General features: G+C 38.2%; 11 protein-coding genes. All 11 read left to right on the forward strand.

The window, feature by feature from the left end; all coding sequences use genetic code 11:
• Positions 1 to 19 precede the first annotated feature (19 nt).
• A complete protein-coding gene (locus tag K4L44_04880; protein ID QZE15170.1) occupies positions 20 to 589 on the forward strand; it encodes a 6-pyruvoyl tetrahydropterin synthase family protein in 570 nt (189 codons plus the stop codon).
• 7 nt (positions 590 to 596) lie between these two features.
• Positions 597 to 1406: a 7-carboxy-7-deazaguanine synthase QueE gene (locus K4L44_04885; protein QZE15171.1), complete on the forward strand. Its 810-nt coding sequence runs from the start codon at positions 597 to 599 to the stop codon at positions 1404 to 1406.
• Between the two features lie 379 nt (positions 1407 to 1785).
• Positions 1786 to 5814: a DEAD/DEAH box helicase gene (locus K4L44_04890; protein ID QZE15172.1), complete on the forward strand. Its 4029-nt coding sequence runs from the start codon at positions 1786 to 1788 to the stop codon at positions 5812 to 5814.
• A 453-nt stretch (positions 5815 to 6267) separates the two neighbouring features.
• Positions 6268 to 7146, forward strand: a complete 879-nt coding sequence (locus K4L44_04895; protein QZE15173.1) for an alpha/beta hydrolase — start codon at positions 6268 to 6270, stop codon at positions 7144 to 7146.
• Positions 7147 to 7646: 500 nt separating this feature from the next.
• On the forward strand, positions 7647 to 9302 hold the full coding sequence (locus tag K4L44_04900; protein QZE15174.1) for a diphosphate--fructose-6-phosphate 1-phosphotransferase: 1656 nt from the start codon (positions 7647 to 7649) through the stop codon (positions 9300 to 9302).
• A gap of 215 nt (positions 9303 to 9517) precedes the next feature.
• On the forward strand, positions 9518 to 10957 hold the full coding sequence (locus K4L44_04905) for a glycoside hydrolase family 125 protein (GenBank protein QZE15175.1): 1440 nt from the start codon (positions 9518 to 9520) through the stop codon (positions 10955 to 10957).
• Between the two features lie 115 nt (positions 10958 to 11072).
• Positions 11073 to 11732 carry a hypothetical protein gene (locus K4L44_04910; GenBank protein ID QZE15176.1) on the forward strand — a complete coding sequence of 220 codons (660 nt, stop codon included), beginning with the start codon at positions 11073 to 11075 and terminating at the stop codon, positions 11730 to 11732.
• A 1362-nt stretch (positions 11733 to 13094) separates the two neighbouring features.
• Positions 13095 to 14651: a methylmalonyl-CoA carboxyltransferase gene (locus K4L44_04915; protein ID QZE15177.1), complete on the forward strand. Its 1557-nt coding sequence runs from the start codon at positions 13095 to 13097 to the stop codon at positions 14649 to 14651.
• Between the two features lie 15 nt (positions 14652 to 14666).
• Positions 14667 to 14855 (forward strand): hypothetical protein, encoded by a 189-nt coding sequence (locus K4L44_04920; GenBank protein ID QZE15178.1) that lies wholly within the window; start codon positions 14667 to 14669, stop codon positions 14853 to 14855.
• 66 nt (positions 14856 to 14921) lie between these two features.
• Entirely contained in the window at positions 14922 to 16826 is a 1905-nt protein-coding gene (locus tag K4L44_04925) for a pyruvate carboxylase subunit B (GenBank protein QZE15179.1), read from the forward strand.
• Positions 16827 to 17505: 679 nt separating this feature from the next.
• The gene (locus K4L44_04930) at positions 17506 to 19638 is read left to right on the forward strand and encodes a hypothetical protein (protein QZE15180.1); all 2133 of its coding nucleotides are present in this window, start codon (positions 17506 to 17508) and stop codon (positions 19636 to 19638) included.
• The last annotated feature ends 141 nt before the right edge of the window (positions 19639 to 19779 follow it).

The following is a 19779-nucleotide window of genomic DNA, read 5'->3' on the forward strand; positions in this document are numbered from 1 at the left end:
GTAGATTAATTTAGAGAAGATGAACATTACAAAGATATTTAGATTTGAAGGAGCCCATATTGTAAGAGGGTGTTCTTCTGTGCGTTGTAGAGAAAATATTCATGGACACTCTTATCGTGTCGAAGTGAGCTTGGAGTCCGACAGACTAGACAATGGTTTTATGGTGATGGACTTCAGTCTTCTTTCTAAAGTGAAGGTGCTGATCGACTCTTTCGATCACTCATACTCCGTATGGGACAAAGAGTCTGAAGAGTTTATGCAAATGGTAGACACCTTCAATAAGCGACACGTTACCATGCCTATATCTCCTTCAGCCGAAGGTTATTCACTACTTTTATTCTATGTAATTGATCGCATCATTAAAAACACCTCTTTTGCAAACAATGAAGGCCACGTACAGCTTTTTTCTGTGAAAGTGCACGAAACAGAAACAGGTTCTGCTACCTGCTTTGCTAAAGATATGGAGATGGTGTTTTTCGATTTGAACGACCTGAAATTCTCCGAGGGAATACAGAAGGAGTGGAAGACCCCTACATGGTGGCATGATCTTCTTCAAAACAAGGTCTTTGAGAATGAAAAACCTATATAATTAAATTATGAATCAGATAATATTGGCCAAAGATGGGATATTTCCTATTACTAGAGATATCGAAGGAAAGGCCATGACTCCTAAGACAGGTTTTTCTGTTGCAGGAACTATCCAAGGGGAGGGAAAACTTGCGGGAGTACCTTCTCTATTTATTCGTCTATATGGATGCAACCTAAGCTGTGCTTGGAAAGACGAAAATAATGCAGTGGTTCGTTGCGATACTCCACACGCCATCGATGCAGGAGTCGAGACAGAAAAGTGGTCGGTAGAAGATCTTGTACAAATGGTACAACTTAACATTGGGAATATGCGTCATCTAGTGGTTACTGGTGGAGAGCCAATGTTGCAAAGCAAATCACTATTGCCTTTTTTTGAAGCCTTAAAGAGATGGCGCGATGATCTTCATATAACGGTCGAGACCAACGGAACGCGTTTCTCTAATTCACTGAAAAAATATGTGGATCTATTTAGTGTCTCTCCAAAGCTAAGCTCTTCTACTGTAAATGCCTCTCCGCAGATATTAGAAAGCCTAGAGTTTCATGTGGAGAAATTTGCGTTGGCACGTCTTCGCAATAAGATCGACCTACAACTTAAGTTTGTTGTCTCTTCTAAGGAAGATATTGTGGAAATAGAGGAACGTTTTAGTGAAGTCCTAAAACATGTTACCACAGATGATATTCTATTGATGCCGATGGGTATTGGTGGAGAGAACTACGAACAACTTCAGATGGATGTTTGCCAATGGGCTATCGAGAGAGGTTGGCGTTTTGCTCCACGTCTTCACCTGATGTTATTTGGACACAAAGAGAACACTTAAAGTTCGATTCATTCAACCCTTGTGTTGAAGAAGTACGCATACGTCTCTAGATAGAGATATTGGATAATAAAGCATTGAGATCGGAACTCTTTCCGTAACTCAATGCTTTTTTTATTTAATCTAGTGTGCTATAATTTTATAAAAAGACTACTGTTTTTTGTGTGTATAGTCGTATGAAGATTGGCATGTTTGACTATTTTTATGGTCTGAGATAATTTTAATAGTTTGTTGCGCATGAATACTTTGTCTTAAGAGTCGTGTCTGTTTTTATAAACTTTTGATTTACAATAAAAAAAATAACATTATGTCTTTAATTAATATAAATGGCAATGAGTATACAATAGAGTTATATAAATGTGCCTGCCAATTTTTGGAGCGGATGGAAAACGTAAAAGAGTTTCTTTTAGTTCGATCTATATGGTGTTTAAAATTGAAGCGTGAAAAAAACAAGAATTATTCAGTTCAGCAGGTTGAACAATTTATTGCCGATCTTTTATCGATTAGAGTTATCACTGATATCGGATTTGATTCTGTCTCATTTAAATATACCGATTGGGAGACATATCTTGGCGAAAAGTTATATAATGATAAAACATTTGGAGATAAGGTATTTAAAGGTATAAAAGAGGATCAGAAGTTAAAATTAAGTGATAAAGTATTGATTGCTTCGAAATTCTGTACTCTTGATTTTTCTGCAGCTTACTTTTTGTCATCTGTAAAACGAGAAAAAAATTATTGGATGAACTGGGACCAAAGGGATATGTTCGAGGAGTTATTTGTCTATGACCATATTACAACGAATGAACCTTTCCTTCAGATAGTATTATCTGAGATAGCAGAAGATAAGTTTAAGTATGAACATATTTTGTACCTTCTTATAGACAATATTATTAATACAGTCCCTTGGAATATCATCTTTCGTTTGATTGAGAATGTCCCTAAGTTAAAAGAGTTAAAGGTTCAAGCCTTGGATGAGTTTTTTGGAGCTTCTGTTCTGGTTGGAAATAAAACATTTATTCAAGAAATTAAAAATTTCCATCCATTATGGTTCGATGAATATGCACTACCTTGGTTTGATGATCTGAGTGAATTAAAATCTATCCCTATTTTAGAACTGAATAGATGGACCAATACTCATATGGTTCATAACTCAAAGAAGTTGTTTGTTCCAGGGTATCGAGGTCTATTTATTGCTTTTGTATTGGTGAGAACCAATGATGACTCCACGATGAAAGCCCTTCTCACTTTAGCGAATGATGGAATTAAGGAGTATAAAGATGGCACCACTCCTTTGGAAGATTCCTTTTTAAATAGTTATAAATTTCTTCGTTTTTATGCACGAACTTCCTTAGGTAAAGAACTTGGAGGGAAGAATGTATGGCGTACTATTTTATCGAATTTAGATACTTTATCTAGCTCCGCTGGAGTGATTGGGATATTGGTGGCCAAATGGCTTGGCTATCATGAGTTAATAAAATCTGTGATAGAGAGTCAATTAGAAAATATATATAGTATTCTTGATGAAGAGTATGTTCCACGAATTCTTGTCGAATATGATCAAGCTTGTGCAGCAATAAATAAAAAGAAGAAGTTCTTGGAGATATTTTCTTCCTTTAATAAGCACGATTACTACGACTATCAGTTTTTGCAACAGACTGAGCCATGGAATAAAGCGCTTAAGTTAATCCTAAAATTAAGTGAGGATGAGAACAAGCATAACAATGCCTGTTTGATGTGGGTTATTCGTAATTATCACTATTATGGTGAGTTGGCTGTATATGAACGTACGCAAGGGAAGATAGGGTTAAATAAAGGACGTAAATTGTCTTTTAGTAAGCTAAAAAGTTCCCCTCCTGCCTCTGCCACACCTTTAGATCTTGAAGCCGTAAGTTGTTACGAAGAGGCCTCTTACCGTTATGGTAATGAATCTATTGATCGGATGCTTTATGCACTTCGTCGACATCCTCATGTTTATGCAGATAATGACTATGCAAATAGGGTGGATATTGTGGAGTATCCTTTCATTTTGGAGATCCTGAAAAAAGGGAACTCCTATCGTATTTCTGCAAATCAAGAGGTTCTTGAAAACTACTCGTACCACTTTATCAATAATACGAAAATAAGTGTTACGAAAGCTTCAGAGTTGGAGATAAAATTCTCTAAGATATTGGTAGAGTCTGGCGGTTCTATTCTAGTACCAGAAGGGGAGTGGGACGTTTTCCAGCAAGTACTAAAAGGTCTTTCAACAAAACTTTTTATTGATGGTGATCCTAACGAATCTACTGTGACAGTCCAAGAGAGTATTTCCGCTCCTATTGTACAAATGAGGCCTGTTGGTAAAAATCTTAGGGTAGATTTCCTCCTAAAACATCACGATAGTCAAACCTATTATAGTAAAATTGGAGGCAAATCCAATGATATTGTTATTGATGGGGATGACCGATCCTTTTTAGTTCGAACAGACATCAAGAAAGAAGACAAGATAAAAAAGAAGATTCTTAATACTTTCAAAGAGGAAGCGTTTCATGTAGATAAGAAAGAGCTCTCTGTCGTTTCTAATGATGTGCTAGAGTCTTTAGAACTTCTATCTTTTGTAAAAGAGAACTTTCAGAAGTGGCCTATCTTGTGGCCAGAGGGAGAGTCCTTTAAACTATCAGATACGATAACTGAAAAAGAGTTAAATATTGATATCGTTTCTAATGGAGGTTGGTTTGAAGTGAGTGGACAGTGGAAGGTCGATAACGAGAAAGTATACTCCCTATTAGAGTTGATGCAACGCTCTAATGGAGGACATCAGCGCTTTATCAAACTGGATGAGGATCACTATGTCACCATGAATGAAGCGTTACAAAAGAAGATTCAACAGATCTCTGCGTTGGGAGACAGGTCTATGGATGATCAAGGTGCCATTCGTATTCATCCTATGCTTATGCAGTTGTTCGACGATTGGATTGAAGGAGATGCTGTGAGTGTTCCGAACGATTGTAAAGAGATGCATGCAAAAATACAAAATTTACAAAAAAAGAAATTTGCTCTCACCAAAGATTTTGTAGCCAACCTAAGAAGTTATCAAGAAGACGGATTTCAGTGGATGTGTAGGTTATATGAACTAGGATTAGGAGCTTGTCTAGCTGATGATATGGGGCTTGGTAAGACGATTCAGATATTGGCTATTTTAGACAAGTATAAATCCAAAGGCCCTTCTGTTGTTGTGGCTCCCTCTTCTGTCTGTCTGAATTGGGAAAAAGAGATCGCTCGTTTTGCTCCTACTTTAGATTGTAAGCTGTTGCCTTTAAAAGGGCGAAAGAAATTCATTGAATCTCTTTCTAAAGGAGATGTGTTGATTGTCAGTTATGGAGTATTACAATCAAATACAAAGTTACTAGAAAAAACGCCGTGGAATGTGATGGTTTTAGATGAAGCACATGCCATCAAGAACAATCAAACTTCACGATCTAAGGCAGTAATGGATTTGGATGCTAAATTTCGAATTGCTGCCACCGGTACTCCTGTACAGAATCACTTAGGGGAGCTATGGAACCTCTTTCAGTTTCTGATTCCTGGATTGCTTGGCAACTACAAATCTTTTCAGTCGAAGTATATGAATGGAGAGAATGCCAATCGCAATAAAGAAGTCTTAAAGAAACTATTAACTCCTTTCATGCTTAGAAGAACCAAAGGAGAGGTGTTAAAGGAGCTTCCTGAAAAGACTGAGGTGGTACGCGAAATCGAGTTTTCTAGTGAAGAGAAGGTTCACTATGAAGCATGTCGTATCGCTGCCCAACAGAATATCGACAACAGCGATCCTGCCAAGGTTCGATTCCAAATCTTATCAGAGATCACAAGACTACGTCAAGCCTGTTTGTCTGGCTCATTAGTTAATAGCGAATTGACAATAGATAGTTCTAAATTGGCCGCTTTAGAATCGATCTTATACTCCATTGTGGATGGAGATCATAAAGTGCTTGTCTTTAGTCAATTTACAAGTTATCTGAAGATTATTGAAGAGAAAATTAGTGCGTTAGGATACGACTATTGTTATCTAGATGGACGTACAACCAAGGCTAAAAGAGCCAAACAGATTCAGTTATTCCAAGAGGGATCTCCAAAAATATTCCTTATTAGTCTGAAGGCGGGTGGCTTAGGATTGAACCTTACTGCTGCGGATTATGTCATTCATATGGACCCATGGTGGAATCCAGCTATAGAAGATCAGGCTACTGATAGAGCCCACCGTATGGGACAAGAGAAACCAGTGACTGTTTATCGTTTGATCACCAAAGGTACTATTGAAGAGAAGATCATAGCACTTCATGAGACCAAACGAGAGTTAGCAGATCATATTTTAGAAGGAAATAACACTTCGAGTCCTCTAGACTTAGATGAATTGAAGTCTTTGTTGCAATAGTTTTGATAGAGTGTTTCCAATAATGAATATTATATTCTCATTATTGGAAACTCTTTTTCTTCTTTTTTCTCCATGGTATTCTCGCTGTATTTATTGTCACTTTTTCTCTCTGTTTCTTTTCATTGATCCTTTATATCGCTTCTTATCTAATACATGATGACGAGATATTCGCGTCATATTTAAATTACATAACTCTTCTTTTTTTTCCTATTATCCCTTAACAGGGAGCTCCTTGTCAACTCTCTTCTTCATTATATTAAAAAGAGCCATTTGTCGCTTGAATTCATGTAACATGTTAGAATCTCCAAAGGTTTGATTATATTTAAACTGAAGAGGTGAGACAACTTTGTCATCCGAATGGTTTCAGTCTATTGGGGTTGGATCTTACAGTGCGAGGGATTTTTGGACTTAGGAGTTGAAGCCGATTATGAACTAAACTAAATAAAGAACTACATGAATGTGAATAAAATTAAGTTAATACTACTACTCTTTTGCTCCCTATTTTTATACTCTTTCGGGAGAACTAAGGGTAAAGAGATTCAGGTAATCTACAAACAAATTGGCGATGTCCAGTTAGAGATGAATGTTTTCTATCCAGAGAATTTTGATCAGAGTAAAAGTTATCCAGCGATTGTGTTTTTTAGTGGAGGAGGTTGGCTCGGGATGAATATTAATCAATTCCGTCCTCAAGCACAACATTTTGCAAAAAAAGGTTTTATCTGTTTTACTCCCAAATACAGAACTGCTAAGCACCATGGAACAGGACCTACTGCCTCTTTAAAAGATGCAAAGAGTGCGATGCGTTATATTAAGGGGAATGCCGATTCTCTTCATGTAAACACCGACCATATTATTGCTTCTGGAGGTTCGGCCGGAGGACATCTTGCAGCAGCATGTGCTTTGATCGAAGGCCATAACGAAGAGACAGACGATCTATCTATCTCTACGATTCCTTCTGCCTTGGTGTTGTTTAACCCCGTCATAGACAACAGTTCTGATGGCTATGGTTACAAACGTCTTGGCTGTGACTATAAGACCTTCTCTCCACTTCATAATATAAAAAAAGGAGCTCCACCAACACTCTTTTTGCTCGGAACCAAAGATCATCTTATCCCCGTTCAGACTGCTGAATTGTATCAGAAAAAGATGACTGATGTTGGAGCCAAATGTAAGGTGGTGTTATATAAAGATCAAGAACATGGTTTCTTTAATTACAAATTCAAAGAGAACTATCTTAAGACCATAAACGAAATGGAAGAGTTCTTGCTCGAACTTGGCTATAAACAGTTTGAACCTAGTAATTTGGCTATAGATACAATGGTTTATATTTAAAATAGAGTCTTTTATGGAGTTATAGGGGGCTTCAATATTTTGGTTGCTGAGCCCTTCGACAAGCTCAGGGACCGTTTGTTGCATCATATCCCTTCGACAAGCTCAGGGACCGTTTGTTGCATCATATCCCTTCGACAGGCTCAGGGGCCGTCTGACTATTTGGATCCCTTCGTGAAGTGGTCCCTGAGCTTGTCGAAGGGCTCACTGCCCCTTATGGTATTTACGAACAACCTTTCAACGTTAGTTGTCTTTCTACAAGCACAACTACCGTTTGTTGAAGTCCTAATAGTAGTCATGTGTCGTTGCATTTTTAATCGCACATTCATAACTGACTTCTTATTAGGAGAAGTCGGCTTGTTGTAAAACACATTTTAACTACAAAAATAAATTGACTTAAGAGATGATATATGTCTAATATGTTGTATATGCATCAAATTTGATTTAATTTTACACCATAATAAGATTCTATAAATATTTTATCGTAATTAATTAAAAGTATCATGACAAAAAGTCCTTTGCAGATAGCTAGAGCACAATATGCTCCTAAGCTTCCTAAGTCTTTGAGAAACAATTCTGTTGTTATTGTGGATGGTGAGAAAACTCAGTCAGTTGCTGACCAAGCAGACATCGAGAAGTTATTTCCTCACACATATGGAATGCCATTGTTGAGCTTTGAAGGATCAGATGCATCTGTTGAGCTACCTGTAGCAAACGTAGGTGTGATTCTTTCAGGTGGACAAGCACCAGGTGGACACAACGTAATTTCAGGTATTTTTGATGGTTTGAAAAAGTTGAACCCAAACAATAAACTTTATGGATTCCTAGGTGGTCCTGGTGGTTTGGTTGATCACAAATATATGGAACTAACTGCTGATGTTATCGATGAGTATCGTAACACTGGTGGTTTTGATATCATTGGTTCAGGTCGTACAAAATTAGAAGAGACTTGGCAATTTGACAAAGGGGTTGAGATCTGTAAGGAATTAGATATCAACGCTGTTGTTATTATTGGTGGAGACGATTCAAACACAAATGCTTGTGTTCTTGCTGAGTACTATCTTGAGCAAAATACAGGGGTTCAGGTTATTGGTTGTCCTAAGACAATTGATGGTGACCTTAAAAACGACATGATCGAAACTTCTTTCGGTTTCGATACTGCATGTAAAGTATACTCAGAGTTGATTGGTAACATCATGCGTGATGCGAACTCAGCAAAGAAATACTGGCACTTCATCAAGCTTATGGGACGTTCTGCTTCTCATATCGGACTAGAGTGTGCACTTCAAACTCAACCAAACATCTGTTTGATCTCAGAAGAGGTTGCTGAGAAAAAACAAACTCTTGGTGCAGTAGTTACAGAGATGGCTAATGTTATCGCTAAGCGTGCTGCAAACGGTGAGAACTTTGGTGTGGCATTGATTCCTGAAGGATTGATTGAGTTCATCCCAGAGATGAAGACTTTGATCTCAGAGCTTAACGATCTACTGGCTGAAGGACATGATTCAGCAAACGAATTTAAAGCGACTCCTAAAGCAGATCGTTTAGAGTGGGTTGCAAACCACCTTTCTGATGCTTCTTCTGTTGTTTTCCGTTCTCTTCCTGCTGGTATTGCTACCCAGTTGACTTTGGATCGTGATCCACACGGAAACGTTCAAGTATCTAAGATCGAGACTGAGAAGTTGTTGATCGAAATGGTTGAGGTGAAGTTGGCTGAGATGAAAGAGGCTGGATCTTATGCTGGGTCTTTCTCTTCACAGAACCACTTCTTCGGTTATGAAGGACGTTGTGCTGCTCCATCGAACTTCGATGCTGACTACTGTTATTCTATTGGTTTCACTGCTTCTGTATTGATTGCACAAGGAAAAACTGGTTATATGTCTTCAGTAAGAAACACTACTGCTCCTGCAGAAGAGTGGATTGCTGGTGGTGTTCCTGTAACAATGATGATGAACATGGAACGTCGTCATGGTCATATGAAGCCTGTTATTCAGAAAGCATTGGTTGAATTGGATGGTAAGCCATTCCTTGCTTTTGCTGCAAAACGTGATGAGTGGGCAGAGATGACAAGCTTCGTTTATCCTGGTCCTATCCAATATTGGGGACCATCAGAGGTTTGTGATTTGACTACAAAAACTTTGATCGAAGAGCGTAAGTAATTCCTACGCTTTTAAGATATCATAAAAGGGACTTCCTACGGGTTGTCCCTTTTTTTAGTGTCTAAAGGGACGGGTTCTGCCCCTTTGTGTAAGTTTATACTTTTGCATTTACATGGCTATTTTAATGTTTTTTGTTGGGTGAGGATAGTCGGGGTGTCTTATATTTTTTTTAATATTATCATCTATAAACAACGCTCATGCTGAAATAACATAACATGAAAAGAAGAGATTTTTTACGCAATAGTGCCCTTGTTGGGGCTGGCGTCGCTGCCATGCCTTCTCTTAAGGCAGGAGAGAGAACAAAATATAACTCATTACGTCCTTCCAAATCCGAACGTAACTTCCAAAGTGATGCGGTAGATACTCTTATTGGAGAGTTGAAACAGAAGATTTCTGATCCCAAACTGTCTTGGCTTTTTGAAAACTGTTTTCCAAATACATTAGACACTACTGTTGAATATCGTGAAGTGCAAGGCAAACCTGATACTTTTGTGATCACTGGGGATATTCATGCGATGTGGTTGAGAGACTCTACAGCACAAGTGTGGCCATACCTCCCTTTGTTAGAGATAGACGAGAAGCTACGTAAAATGGTGTTGGGTCTTGTGCATCGTCAGTCAGCTTGTGTTCAGATTGATCCTTATGCAAATGCCTTTAATTTTGACGATAGCGAAAAAAGTCATTGGGCTTCTGATCACACTAAGATGAGCAATTCACTTCATGAACGAAAATGGGAGATCGACTCTCTATGTTATGTGGTTCGTTTGGCTTATGGTTATTGGAAGCAGACCAATCGTAAAGATGCTTTCGATAAGTCCTGGCACAAGACGGCAGAGTTGATCTATAGAACCTTTGTGGAGCAGCAACGAAAAGAGGATGCTGGTCCCTACTCTTTTACACGAACAACGGATCGTCAGACTGATACGATGCCTGGGTTTGGATGGGGTAACCCAATAAAACCTAATGGTTTGATCTGTTCTGCATTTCGCCCATCCGACGATGCAACTTCCTATCTTTATCTCATCCCTTCAAACCATTTTGCTGTCGTCTCTTTGGGACAGATGGCTGAAATATTGCGCGAAATATATGGGGATAACGACCTTGCATCGAAGTGTGAGGTATTAAAAGAGGAGGTGGAACATGCTCTACAACAGTATGCAGAGCTAAAACATCTTAAATATGGTAAAATTATTCCATTCGAAGTGGATGGTTTCGGTAATGAATTGTTTATGGATGATTCAAACATTCCAAGTCTTCTTTCGTTGCCTTATTTAGGTGCTTTATCAGAGAAAGATAAATTATATCAACGTACTCGTAAGTTCGTGTTGAGTGAAGACAATCCTTACTTCTGGAGAGGTGAGGTGTGTGAAGGGGTTGGAGGCCCTCATGTGGGAATGTATTACGTGTGGCCGATGTCAGTTATTATGCGTGCTCTTACTAGTAGTGACGAAAAGGAGATAGAGTCGTGTCTAAAGATGTTATGTAACATGGACGGAGATACTGGTTTTATGCATGAAGGGGTACATAAAGATGACGCAACGAAGTTCACTCGATCATGGTTTGCATGGGTCAATACGCTTTTTGGTGAGTTAGTTGTGAAGGTTTCAAATCATTATCCTGAGCTACTTCAAAAGAGTTACTTCGAGCCTAAATAGACATAATCTTTTTAAATAATAATTGCCTTATGCTATTTTGATGTTCGTTGAAAAGTTCTATTTTTGAATCTGAATACTATGAAAACGAAATTGAATAATTAAAATTTAGTGTTTTATGAAGAGATTATTAGCTGTATTTTGTCTTTTAGTAAGTGCGATGACCTTGCATGCTCAAGAGGCTGCCAAACTTAAGAATAGTGGTAATGATGCTTTAAGAGCTAAGAATTATCCTTTGGCTTTAGAGAGTTACGAAAAAGCATACGCTGCCGATGCTAAATTTATCGGAGAAGACTTGAAGACGGTTTATAACATGGGTATTTGTGGTTATAAGACCAAGAACTATAACAAGTCAATAAAATACTTTACTATGTGCTTCGACCAAGGTTACAAAGGGGAGAAAGCATGTCGTTATATGTCGTACTGTTACAAGAAACAGAAAGATATGGATAACTATGTATCCATTCTTGAAAAAGGATTGGCAAAGTATCCTAATAGTCTTTCAATTAAGAAGTCTTTGTCAAAACACTATTTGATTCAGGCAAATGGTTCTTATTCACAGGCTATTAAAGTGCTTACAAAAGCAAACGAAGCGGTAGCTGCTGGTACATTCAAAACAAATGAGCCTCAGTACAAGAAGGCAGAGCAAGAAGCTAAAAAGCTTTACGAAGTTGCACTTCCTATCTGTGAGAAGTCTTTGTCTATCTATCCAGATAGCCCACAGGCAAAGAATATGAAGACGCAAATCGAAAAAGGAGTTTCTGATCTTACAAAGTAATTAGAATCTTTTGAAAATTTGTCGAAGAGCGGTTATTCTACATTCGTAGAATAACCGCTCTTTTTATTTCACTACAAGCATTTTAGCTATCTTTAGCTATTTTTCTCTCTATTAATGGTAAGAGACTCTTCATTTTACCTCTATATTCTACTTAAATTATATTAAATTTTCTTGTGATTGATATCATAATTTCACAATTTGAATGACTATTTTCATGGAGTCTCTTCATCCTCCATGAAAATAGATCAAAAACTATCTCTAATATTTTGCCCCTTTTGTCTCATTGACTAATCCAATAGGAGAGATATATTGTAGTTCACCTGGTTGTACTTTCATTCGTACTTCCGATACCCTTTGGTTACCCTTCCTTTACCCTTTGGTTACCCCTAGAGTAACCAAAGGGTAAAGGAAATGTAACTGAAACGTAGTGTAAGGGACTCTCAACCATATGGAATCTTGATGTCATTTAGGATCGGAGAAAGTTTTATTGAGAGACAGTCCCGATGAAGTGTATCTCAAAATCATTACATGATACTATTGTTGTTTGATCCAGATAGGGGATGGTTGTAGTCGATTGGTCTGATTTTATGTTATCGAATGACTATTGGTAGTTTTTTTTGTATACTGCTTCTTTTGGGCTGTTTAATGATCGTATTTGAATGCCTTTTGCTTCTTTAAAATCATTCTATATTTATGGTTCCGTTCATCGCTTTGATCACCTCCTCCTCTCTCTCTCTTTTAATATATTTTGTGTTTGAAATTGCCTCTTTTGTGGTTTTATTTATTGTGACAAGAGTACTCTTTTTATATGATCCTTAAATATTTGGTCGGAGGTTTAATCTGATTATCATATAGTATAGGTTTTTGTTTTAAGTGTTATGAAATATATTTTTTTAATTGATTGCTAGTGGTTTGTGTTGATGTTTTAAAGAGAGAAACTGTGTTGTGTAACATAATCTTTGGCTTGTGTTGTTGATAAGGGTTTGCTTATTTTGTATTGGCTGCGAATAGGGTGAGTTTGTAAATGATGTGGGGGCATCTAAGCTTATCAATAGCCTTTATTTTAATTAAACAAGAAGTAAATTAGGGGAATTGAAACGAGACTTTTTTTGATATTATATTCATTATTCCGTGTCCTTTCTTTCTAATTTTGTTACATTTGTTCCTCGGTACGAAACCTAGTTAACAATAACATTTAACCATTGTTCTGGGGAACAGTTTAAAACATAAGATTGAGAAATCTCATGTTTTAAGATTAATTTTTTTCATTGTTTAGACGGTGAAAAAGTGATAAATAAAATTAGTATTCATCAAAGCTTGTTTTTCTGATAAGTGAGAAGCAGACAACTTAATCTCTGAGACATGAAAGTTGTTGAGAAAATTGAGTTATTAAAAGAAAGAAGAGAGAAAGTACGTGCAATGGGTGGCGAAGCTCGCATTGCAAAACAACATGAAAAAGGTAAAATGAGTGCTCGTGAAAGAGTCGATTACTTTTTTGATGAAGGTACTTTCCGTGAGTTGGACATGTTTGTTCAACATAGATCTACAAATTTCGGTATCGATAAAGTAGAAATCCCATCTGATGGTGTAATTACAGGTCATGGTCTTGTTAATGGACGTCCTGTATTTGTTTTTTCTCAAGACTTCACTTCTCGTGGAGGATCTTTGGGGGAAATGCACGCAGCTAAGATCTGTAAGGTAATGGATCTAGCAATGAAATCAGGAGTTCCTGTAGTTGGATTATGTGACTCGGGTGGAGCTCGTGTAGAAGAGAGTGTGGATGCATTGAAAGGATATGGAGATATCTTTTTCCGTAATTCACGTGCTTCTGGGGTAATTCCTCAGATTTCTGCTATTATGGGGCCTTGTGCTGGTGGAGCCGTTTATTCTCCTGCAATGACCGACTTTATCTTTATGGTAAAGAAGCAAAGTCACATGTTTATTACTTCTCCTTACGTGATTAAGACCGTAACAGGAGAGGAGTCTACATTTGAAGAACTTGGTGGTGCAATGGTACACAACGAGAAGAGTGGTAACGCTCACTTCGCTTGTGATTCTGAAGAGGAGACATTGGATCAAGTAAAAGAGTTGCTTGAGTATCTACCAAATAACAACATGGAGGATGCTCCTGTCGTTGAAATGGGTGATGATCCAGCACGTCTATGTCCTTCATTGGATACTATCATTCCTGATGATGCTCGTATGGCTTACGACATGAAGGATGTAGTGGAAGAGGTTGTAGATAATGGAGAGTTCTTCGAGGTACAGAAGTACTATGCTACAAATGCTATTGTAGGTTTTGCTCGATTGAATAATCGTTCTGTAGGTATTATCGCAAACCAACCTGCTGTTTCTGCAGGATGTTTGGATATCAATGCTTCAGATAAGATTAGTCGTTTCGTTCGTACTTGTGATGCGTACAATCTTCCTATCATTACTTTCGTTGATGTTCCTGGTTATCTTCCTGGAGTACAGCAAGAGTGGGATGGTATTATCCGTCATGGCGCGAAGTTGTTATGGAGTTATGCTGAGGCTACTGTGCCTAAGTTGACTGTAGTAACACGTAAAGACTACGGTGGTTCATATATTGCAATGAGTTCGAAACACCTAGGAACAGATATGGTATTGGCTTGGCCAACTGCTGAGATTGCAGTGATGGGTGCTAAAGGTGCTGTAGAGGTTATCTCTACTTACCGTAAAGCGATCGCTGGTGCAGAGGATCAAGATGCAATGCGTGCAGAGAAGATCAAACAGTATGAGGATAAATTTAATACACCATTTGAGGCTGCTAAACGTGGTTATATCGATGATGTTATCCTTCCATCAGAGACGCGTATGCGCCTTGTTGATGCTCTAGAGATTCTTTCAACTAAGAGCGAAGCGTTGCCTCCTAAGAAGCACGGTAACATTCCTCACTAATATATTTTACTTGAAATGGCAGATAAAGCAAAAAAGTTAAAAGCTGCTATGGCTGCAGTCTCTTTTATTTTGCAAGAGGAGGCAGAAAATAGCCAAGTGAAAAAGGATAATCTTTGGGTTAATTCAAGTAAGAGAGCGATAATTAACGGTAGAGAGTTGACACAACGTCGTGGTCGCCTATTGCGTCCAGGTCGTGTTTCGTAACCTTCCACCATTTTAGTTTTAATTTACGTAGTCGGGGCAACTCGATTCCTAAGATAAAAAATTGATATGCAATTCGATAAACATGGGGTTCTAGAAATGGCCCAAATGAATTACGATGCAGATCGTCCAAAAGCATCGAATCCCATCAAAGTAAATGATGTTTCTTTGAGAGATGGACACCAATCACTATTTGCAACTCGTGGTCGTACAGAAGACATGATTCCAGTCGCTGAGATGTTGGATGAAGTTGGTTTTAACGCTATCGAAACATGGGGTGGTGCTACTTTTGATACGATGCACCGTTTCTTGGGTGAAGATCCATGGGAGCGTCTGCGTGTCTTGAAGAAGCACATTACTAAAACGCCATTCTCAATGTTGCTACGTGGTCAAAACGTAGTAGGATATCGTAACTATGCGGATGATGTAGTGAGAGCTTTCGTTCAGCGTGCTATTGATAACGGAATGGATATTTTCCGTTGTTTTGATGCATTGAACGATTACCGTAACTTCGAGACTGCTGCTCAAGTAATCAAAGACAATGGTAAGCACTTCCAAGGAACTGTTTGTTATACTTTGAACGAGAAGCGTCTAGGTGGTGATGTTTATAACATGGACTACTACCTAGGAAAAGTAAGAGAGTTGGATGCATTTGGTGTGGATTCAATCTGTTTGAAAGATATGGCAGGTTTGATGGCTCCTTATGATGCTTATAACTTGATTACTGAAATCAAAAAGATCTCTGAAACTCCTATCAGTCTTCACACTCACTTTACTTCAGGTATGGGTGATCTTACTATCTTCAAAGCAATTGAAGCTGGTGTAGATATCGTGGATACTTGTATGGCACCTTATGCGTACCGTACTTCTCACGCTGCTGTGGAGCCTCTAGTTGTATCTCTTTACGGAACAAGCCGTGATACAGGATTCGATCTTTCTCACCTTTCTAAGATTGGTAAGAAGATGGAAGAGTATATCCCTAAATATCGTCACTTGGATAACAGTCCTAAGTATGCTATCATCGATACTGATGTTATCATGCACCAGACTCCAGGTGGAATGCTTTCTAACTTGGTGAACCAGTTGAAAGCAATGGATGCACTAGAGAAGTTGGATGATGTATTCGAACAACTACCTAAAGTACGTAAGGATCTTGGAGACATTCCATTGGTAACTCCAACAAGCCAGATCGTAGGTATCCAAACTGTAAACAACGTATTGTTCGACAAAGAGCAAGGCGAGTATGCATCGATCACTGAGCAGGTGAAAGACCTTTGTTTCGGTCTTTATGGTAAAACTACCAAGCCTATCAACCCAGAAGTACAGAAGAAAGCATTGGCTGGATACCCACGTGGAGAAGAGCCTATCACTGTACGTCCAGGTTCGATCCTTGAGGATGAGATGCCAGGTGTGAAAGATAAGTTCAAAGATCTTGCAAAAGATATCGATGACGAAGTATTGTGTGCTCTTTACCCTGTAACTGGAAAACGCTTCTTGAAGTGGAAGTACGGTTTGGAAGAGATGCCAGAGGAAGTGAAGCCTCGCACAATGGAGCAAGTGAAGCATGATGCAGAGCTTGTTGAGAAAGCATTGGGTGGAAAACTTACTGACAAAGGTAGCGATGATAAGCCTGAGAATATGCGCGAGTTGGAAGTTTACGTGGATGGCGAGAAATTCGTTGTTGAGGTAGCTGACAAAAACGCTAAAGGTGGACAGCGTAAAAAGAAAGAGAAGAAAGAGGATGTTGTTGAATTGTCTGCTGACGGCGCAATGACTGCTCCAATTCCTGGACTTATCACAGAAGTGAAAAAATCAGTAGGTGATACTGTGGAAGCTGGTGAGACTGTTCTTGTATTGGAAGCGATGAAAATGATGAACAACATCGCAGCTCCTGCTGCAGGTACTATCGAAGAGATCAAAGTTGAGTCTGGAGATAGCGTATCTAAAGGAGACGTAATGTTCGTAATCAAGTAATCCTACTTCTTTACAATCATACTAAAAAGGGGAATCTCTCAGAGATTTCCCTTTTTTCGTGTCTATACTTTCGTGTCATGAATATTTATGATAACTCCTCTTTATCCTTTGTCAGGTGGTCCCTGAGCTTGTCGAAGGGCTTTTAAATTATACGAAACTTTGTGAAATATAGACTGTATCCCATATATAGAAGAAACAGACGGAAGCAGGAGCTTCCTATCTCCCAGGTGTTGATGCATCGATTATTAATACCCTATTTGTAGTCGTAGTAATTCGTTGTTTTCTTCAAATTCGTATTATCGACATAATTCAAGTTTTTGTACATGAGATAAATCTATAAGTGTTCAGTATATATAGGTGTTCATTGTCAATGAACACCTATATATACTGAACACTTGTGGGAAAAACAACTGATTTGGGATTAAATGTCCGTTCTGTGTCCTTGCAAAACAACGTTTTATAGAGTTGTTATGAATGCCGTTTCATTTGAGGGGGATGTTTCTGTTTTCTTATTTATAAGTAATGCTTTTGTGAGATCTGTTTAGTGAAAGTAAACATTCTTTATGTTATATTTGAAATTATAATTACCTCTATAATATGGGGTGTTTGTCTAATTTCATAGAATAGTGATTAACATATTGCTATCTTATAAATAAAAAATGTTTTTTTCCCTTAGCTTATGAGTGCCTTTATTGAAGTCGAAGAGATTGCCATTTGTAAAAAAATACACCTAAATCTATATGTTGAAGAGCTATCTGAAGAGGATGAAGAGTTGTCTTTTGTGTCGCAAATCCTTTTAGGTTTTTCTCGAGAATTGCCCATCGATGATCCGGATAAGATCTGTGTGGTAGATGTCAATGAAAAGAAAATCTTGATGGAAGTATCGGATATCTCTGAACTTTCTCTCTCGCATTATCATTGCGAGAGTCTTGATATCATAGATATGGATCTGGACTGTATCGATCTAGATCGGATGCCCCAAGGTTTTAGTGCTCTTTTATTAGAGAGTGGTTTTTTTAATCAGCAGATTATGAGTCGTTGTCCTGAGGTCTCTATGTTATATGATCGGATTCAGGATAGTGCACTTATGGCACGATATTTAGAGAATTTAGAAGATGGACAACATCTTAATAGAAGTATGTTAGCTTCATTAACAGAATATGAAAAACTTACGTTTGATACTGGCATTACCTCTTTTTTAAGACGATTACAACCGATGACGAATTTAAAGGAGTTGAATGTGAGCAAATATGCATTCTCTGATGAGGATGTGGTCCTTCTTGGACAGCTTGACTCTTTAGAGTCGTTGTCTCTATCATATCCTATTCGGATTCATTTTGATACGCTTCCCAAGAATCTTAAAGTGCTATCTTTGAGTGGCTATTTTGCAAACTCCATCCTTGATCTCCACTTAGATAGTCTCTCTTTAGAAAATTTGTATTTTGATACTTGTTATCTAGAGTCTATTGAAGGACTTTCTTCGTTAGAAACCTTAGAGTCTCTATTAATTGAGGAGACGTATGTTCCTTCTTTGGATCTCACTTCTCTACCGACCAATTTGATCAATCTACTTTATAGGAGTTGTGGAACAGAGGAGATGATCATCCCTGAAAAGGATATGAAAAGAGAAGTTCCCCATATGGAGCGTTTGGATATGTGTAATAACAAAATCACTTTTGATCATAAAACTTTATACAACCTAACAAACTATTATCCTATGTTGGAAGTGCTTTCCCTTTATGGAAACTGTATGGATTCGTTGCCTGATCCTCTGTTTGGGGAGAGCGAAGAGGAGAATTGTTTAGGATTGGTTCAAGGCTATTTTGATCTTTGTTATTATGAGCAAGAGAAACAGTTTGAGGAGGTGTCTGAAACGTTATCTTGCGCTGAACAAACGGAGCGTTTGATGGTTTGTTGGGACTTAAAAGATGCTCCTTGGGAGTCTATTATATATGACATTCAGTATACTTTCCATGATTTTTGGGCTCGTCTTGATGGGGTGGTGTTGTTCAAAGAGGGGATTGCCTGTAAGTTGCCTCACTATAAGATGACGATAAAGATCTACTGTCAGGATGATGGTAAGCTTTATTATGATGTGAGTGCTGAGGATGGTCCTTATACCTCTGTGATATTTTTTAACTATTTGAATGAGCTACACGCTCTATTTCAATTTCAGATGAACCAGTGGATTCTTCCTTCTTACCAATTTACAGAGAGGTATTCTGAATTGCCAGCGAGAATCGATCGTATCATTGGGCTTCGTAGATATGTCAAGAAAGATATGGTGCTGTGTAACAACCAAGGGGTGGCTCATTTGCTTGTTAATAATGTAAAGCGTAGTTATACCAAGCTATCTGAGGGTTTAGACCAGGAGGAGTATAGTTCTGAGAGGTTGGGTCGTCGTGTCTTGAAAGACAAATACTATGATGCTTCGCAGGTGGCTTTTATTCTTTTTAATGGGAAGAATGGATATCCTTTTTTAGTGCAGGAAGATAGGGAGGTCTCCAATAGTTATGATGGAGGCTATTTCAGCTTGGTGTTGCGTACAGCAGAAGAGAAGGAGAACTATATCTTTTCTTTGTGTAATAAGTTTTTGAATGGGGGACGTTTTGAGAAGTTTGTGACCAAAGAGAAGGGACTTCAGGTTTATTATAATCCGATGGTTCTCTCTTTAGAGGATGAGTCGTTATACTTTCGAAGGAAGTTCTCTTTGGGAGAGGTGCATTCATTGAAAACAAGTAGTGCCAACAAATGGCTTCATATTACCTCTAAAGAGGGAGAGTTACTCTTAGATTATAAAGCCAAAGCGTAAGGGAAACTTACGATACTCCATATTCTAAATCCTGATTTATCGGGATAAGGGAGATAGATTTTTTGAAATCTATCTCCCTTTTTTTGTGCTTTTTTTTCTGTGAAAATAGGGCTTCCTGCTCGCCAAAATATCTGAGTTATA

Source organism: Prolixibacteraceae bacterium (assembly GCA_019720755.1).
Classification (GTDB): Bacteria; Bacteroidota; Bacteroidia; order Bacteroidales; family Prolixibacteraceae; genus Halosquirtibacter; species Halosquirtibacter laminarini.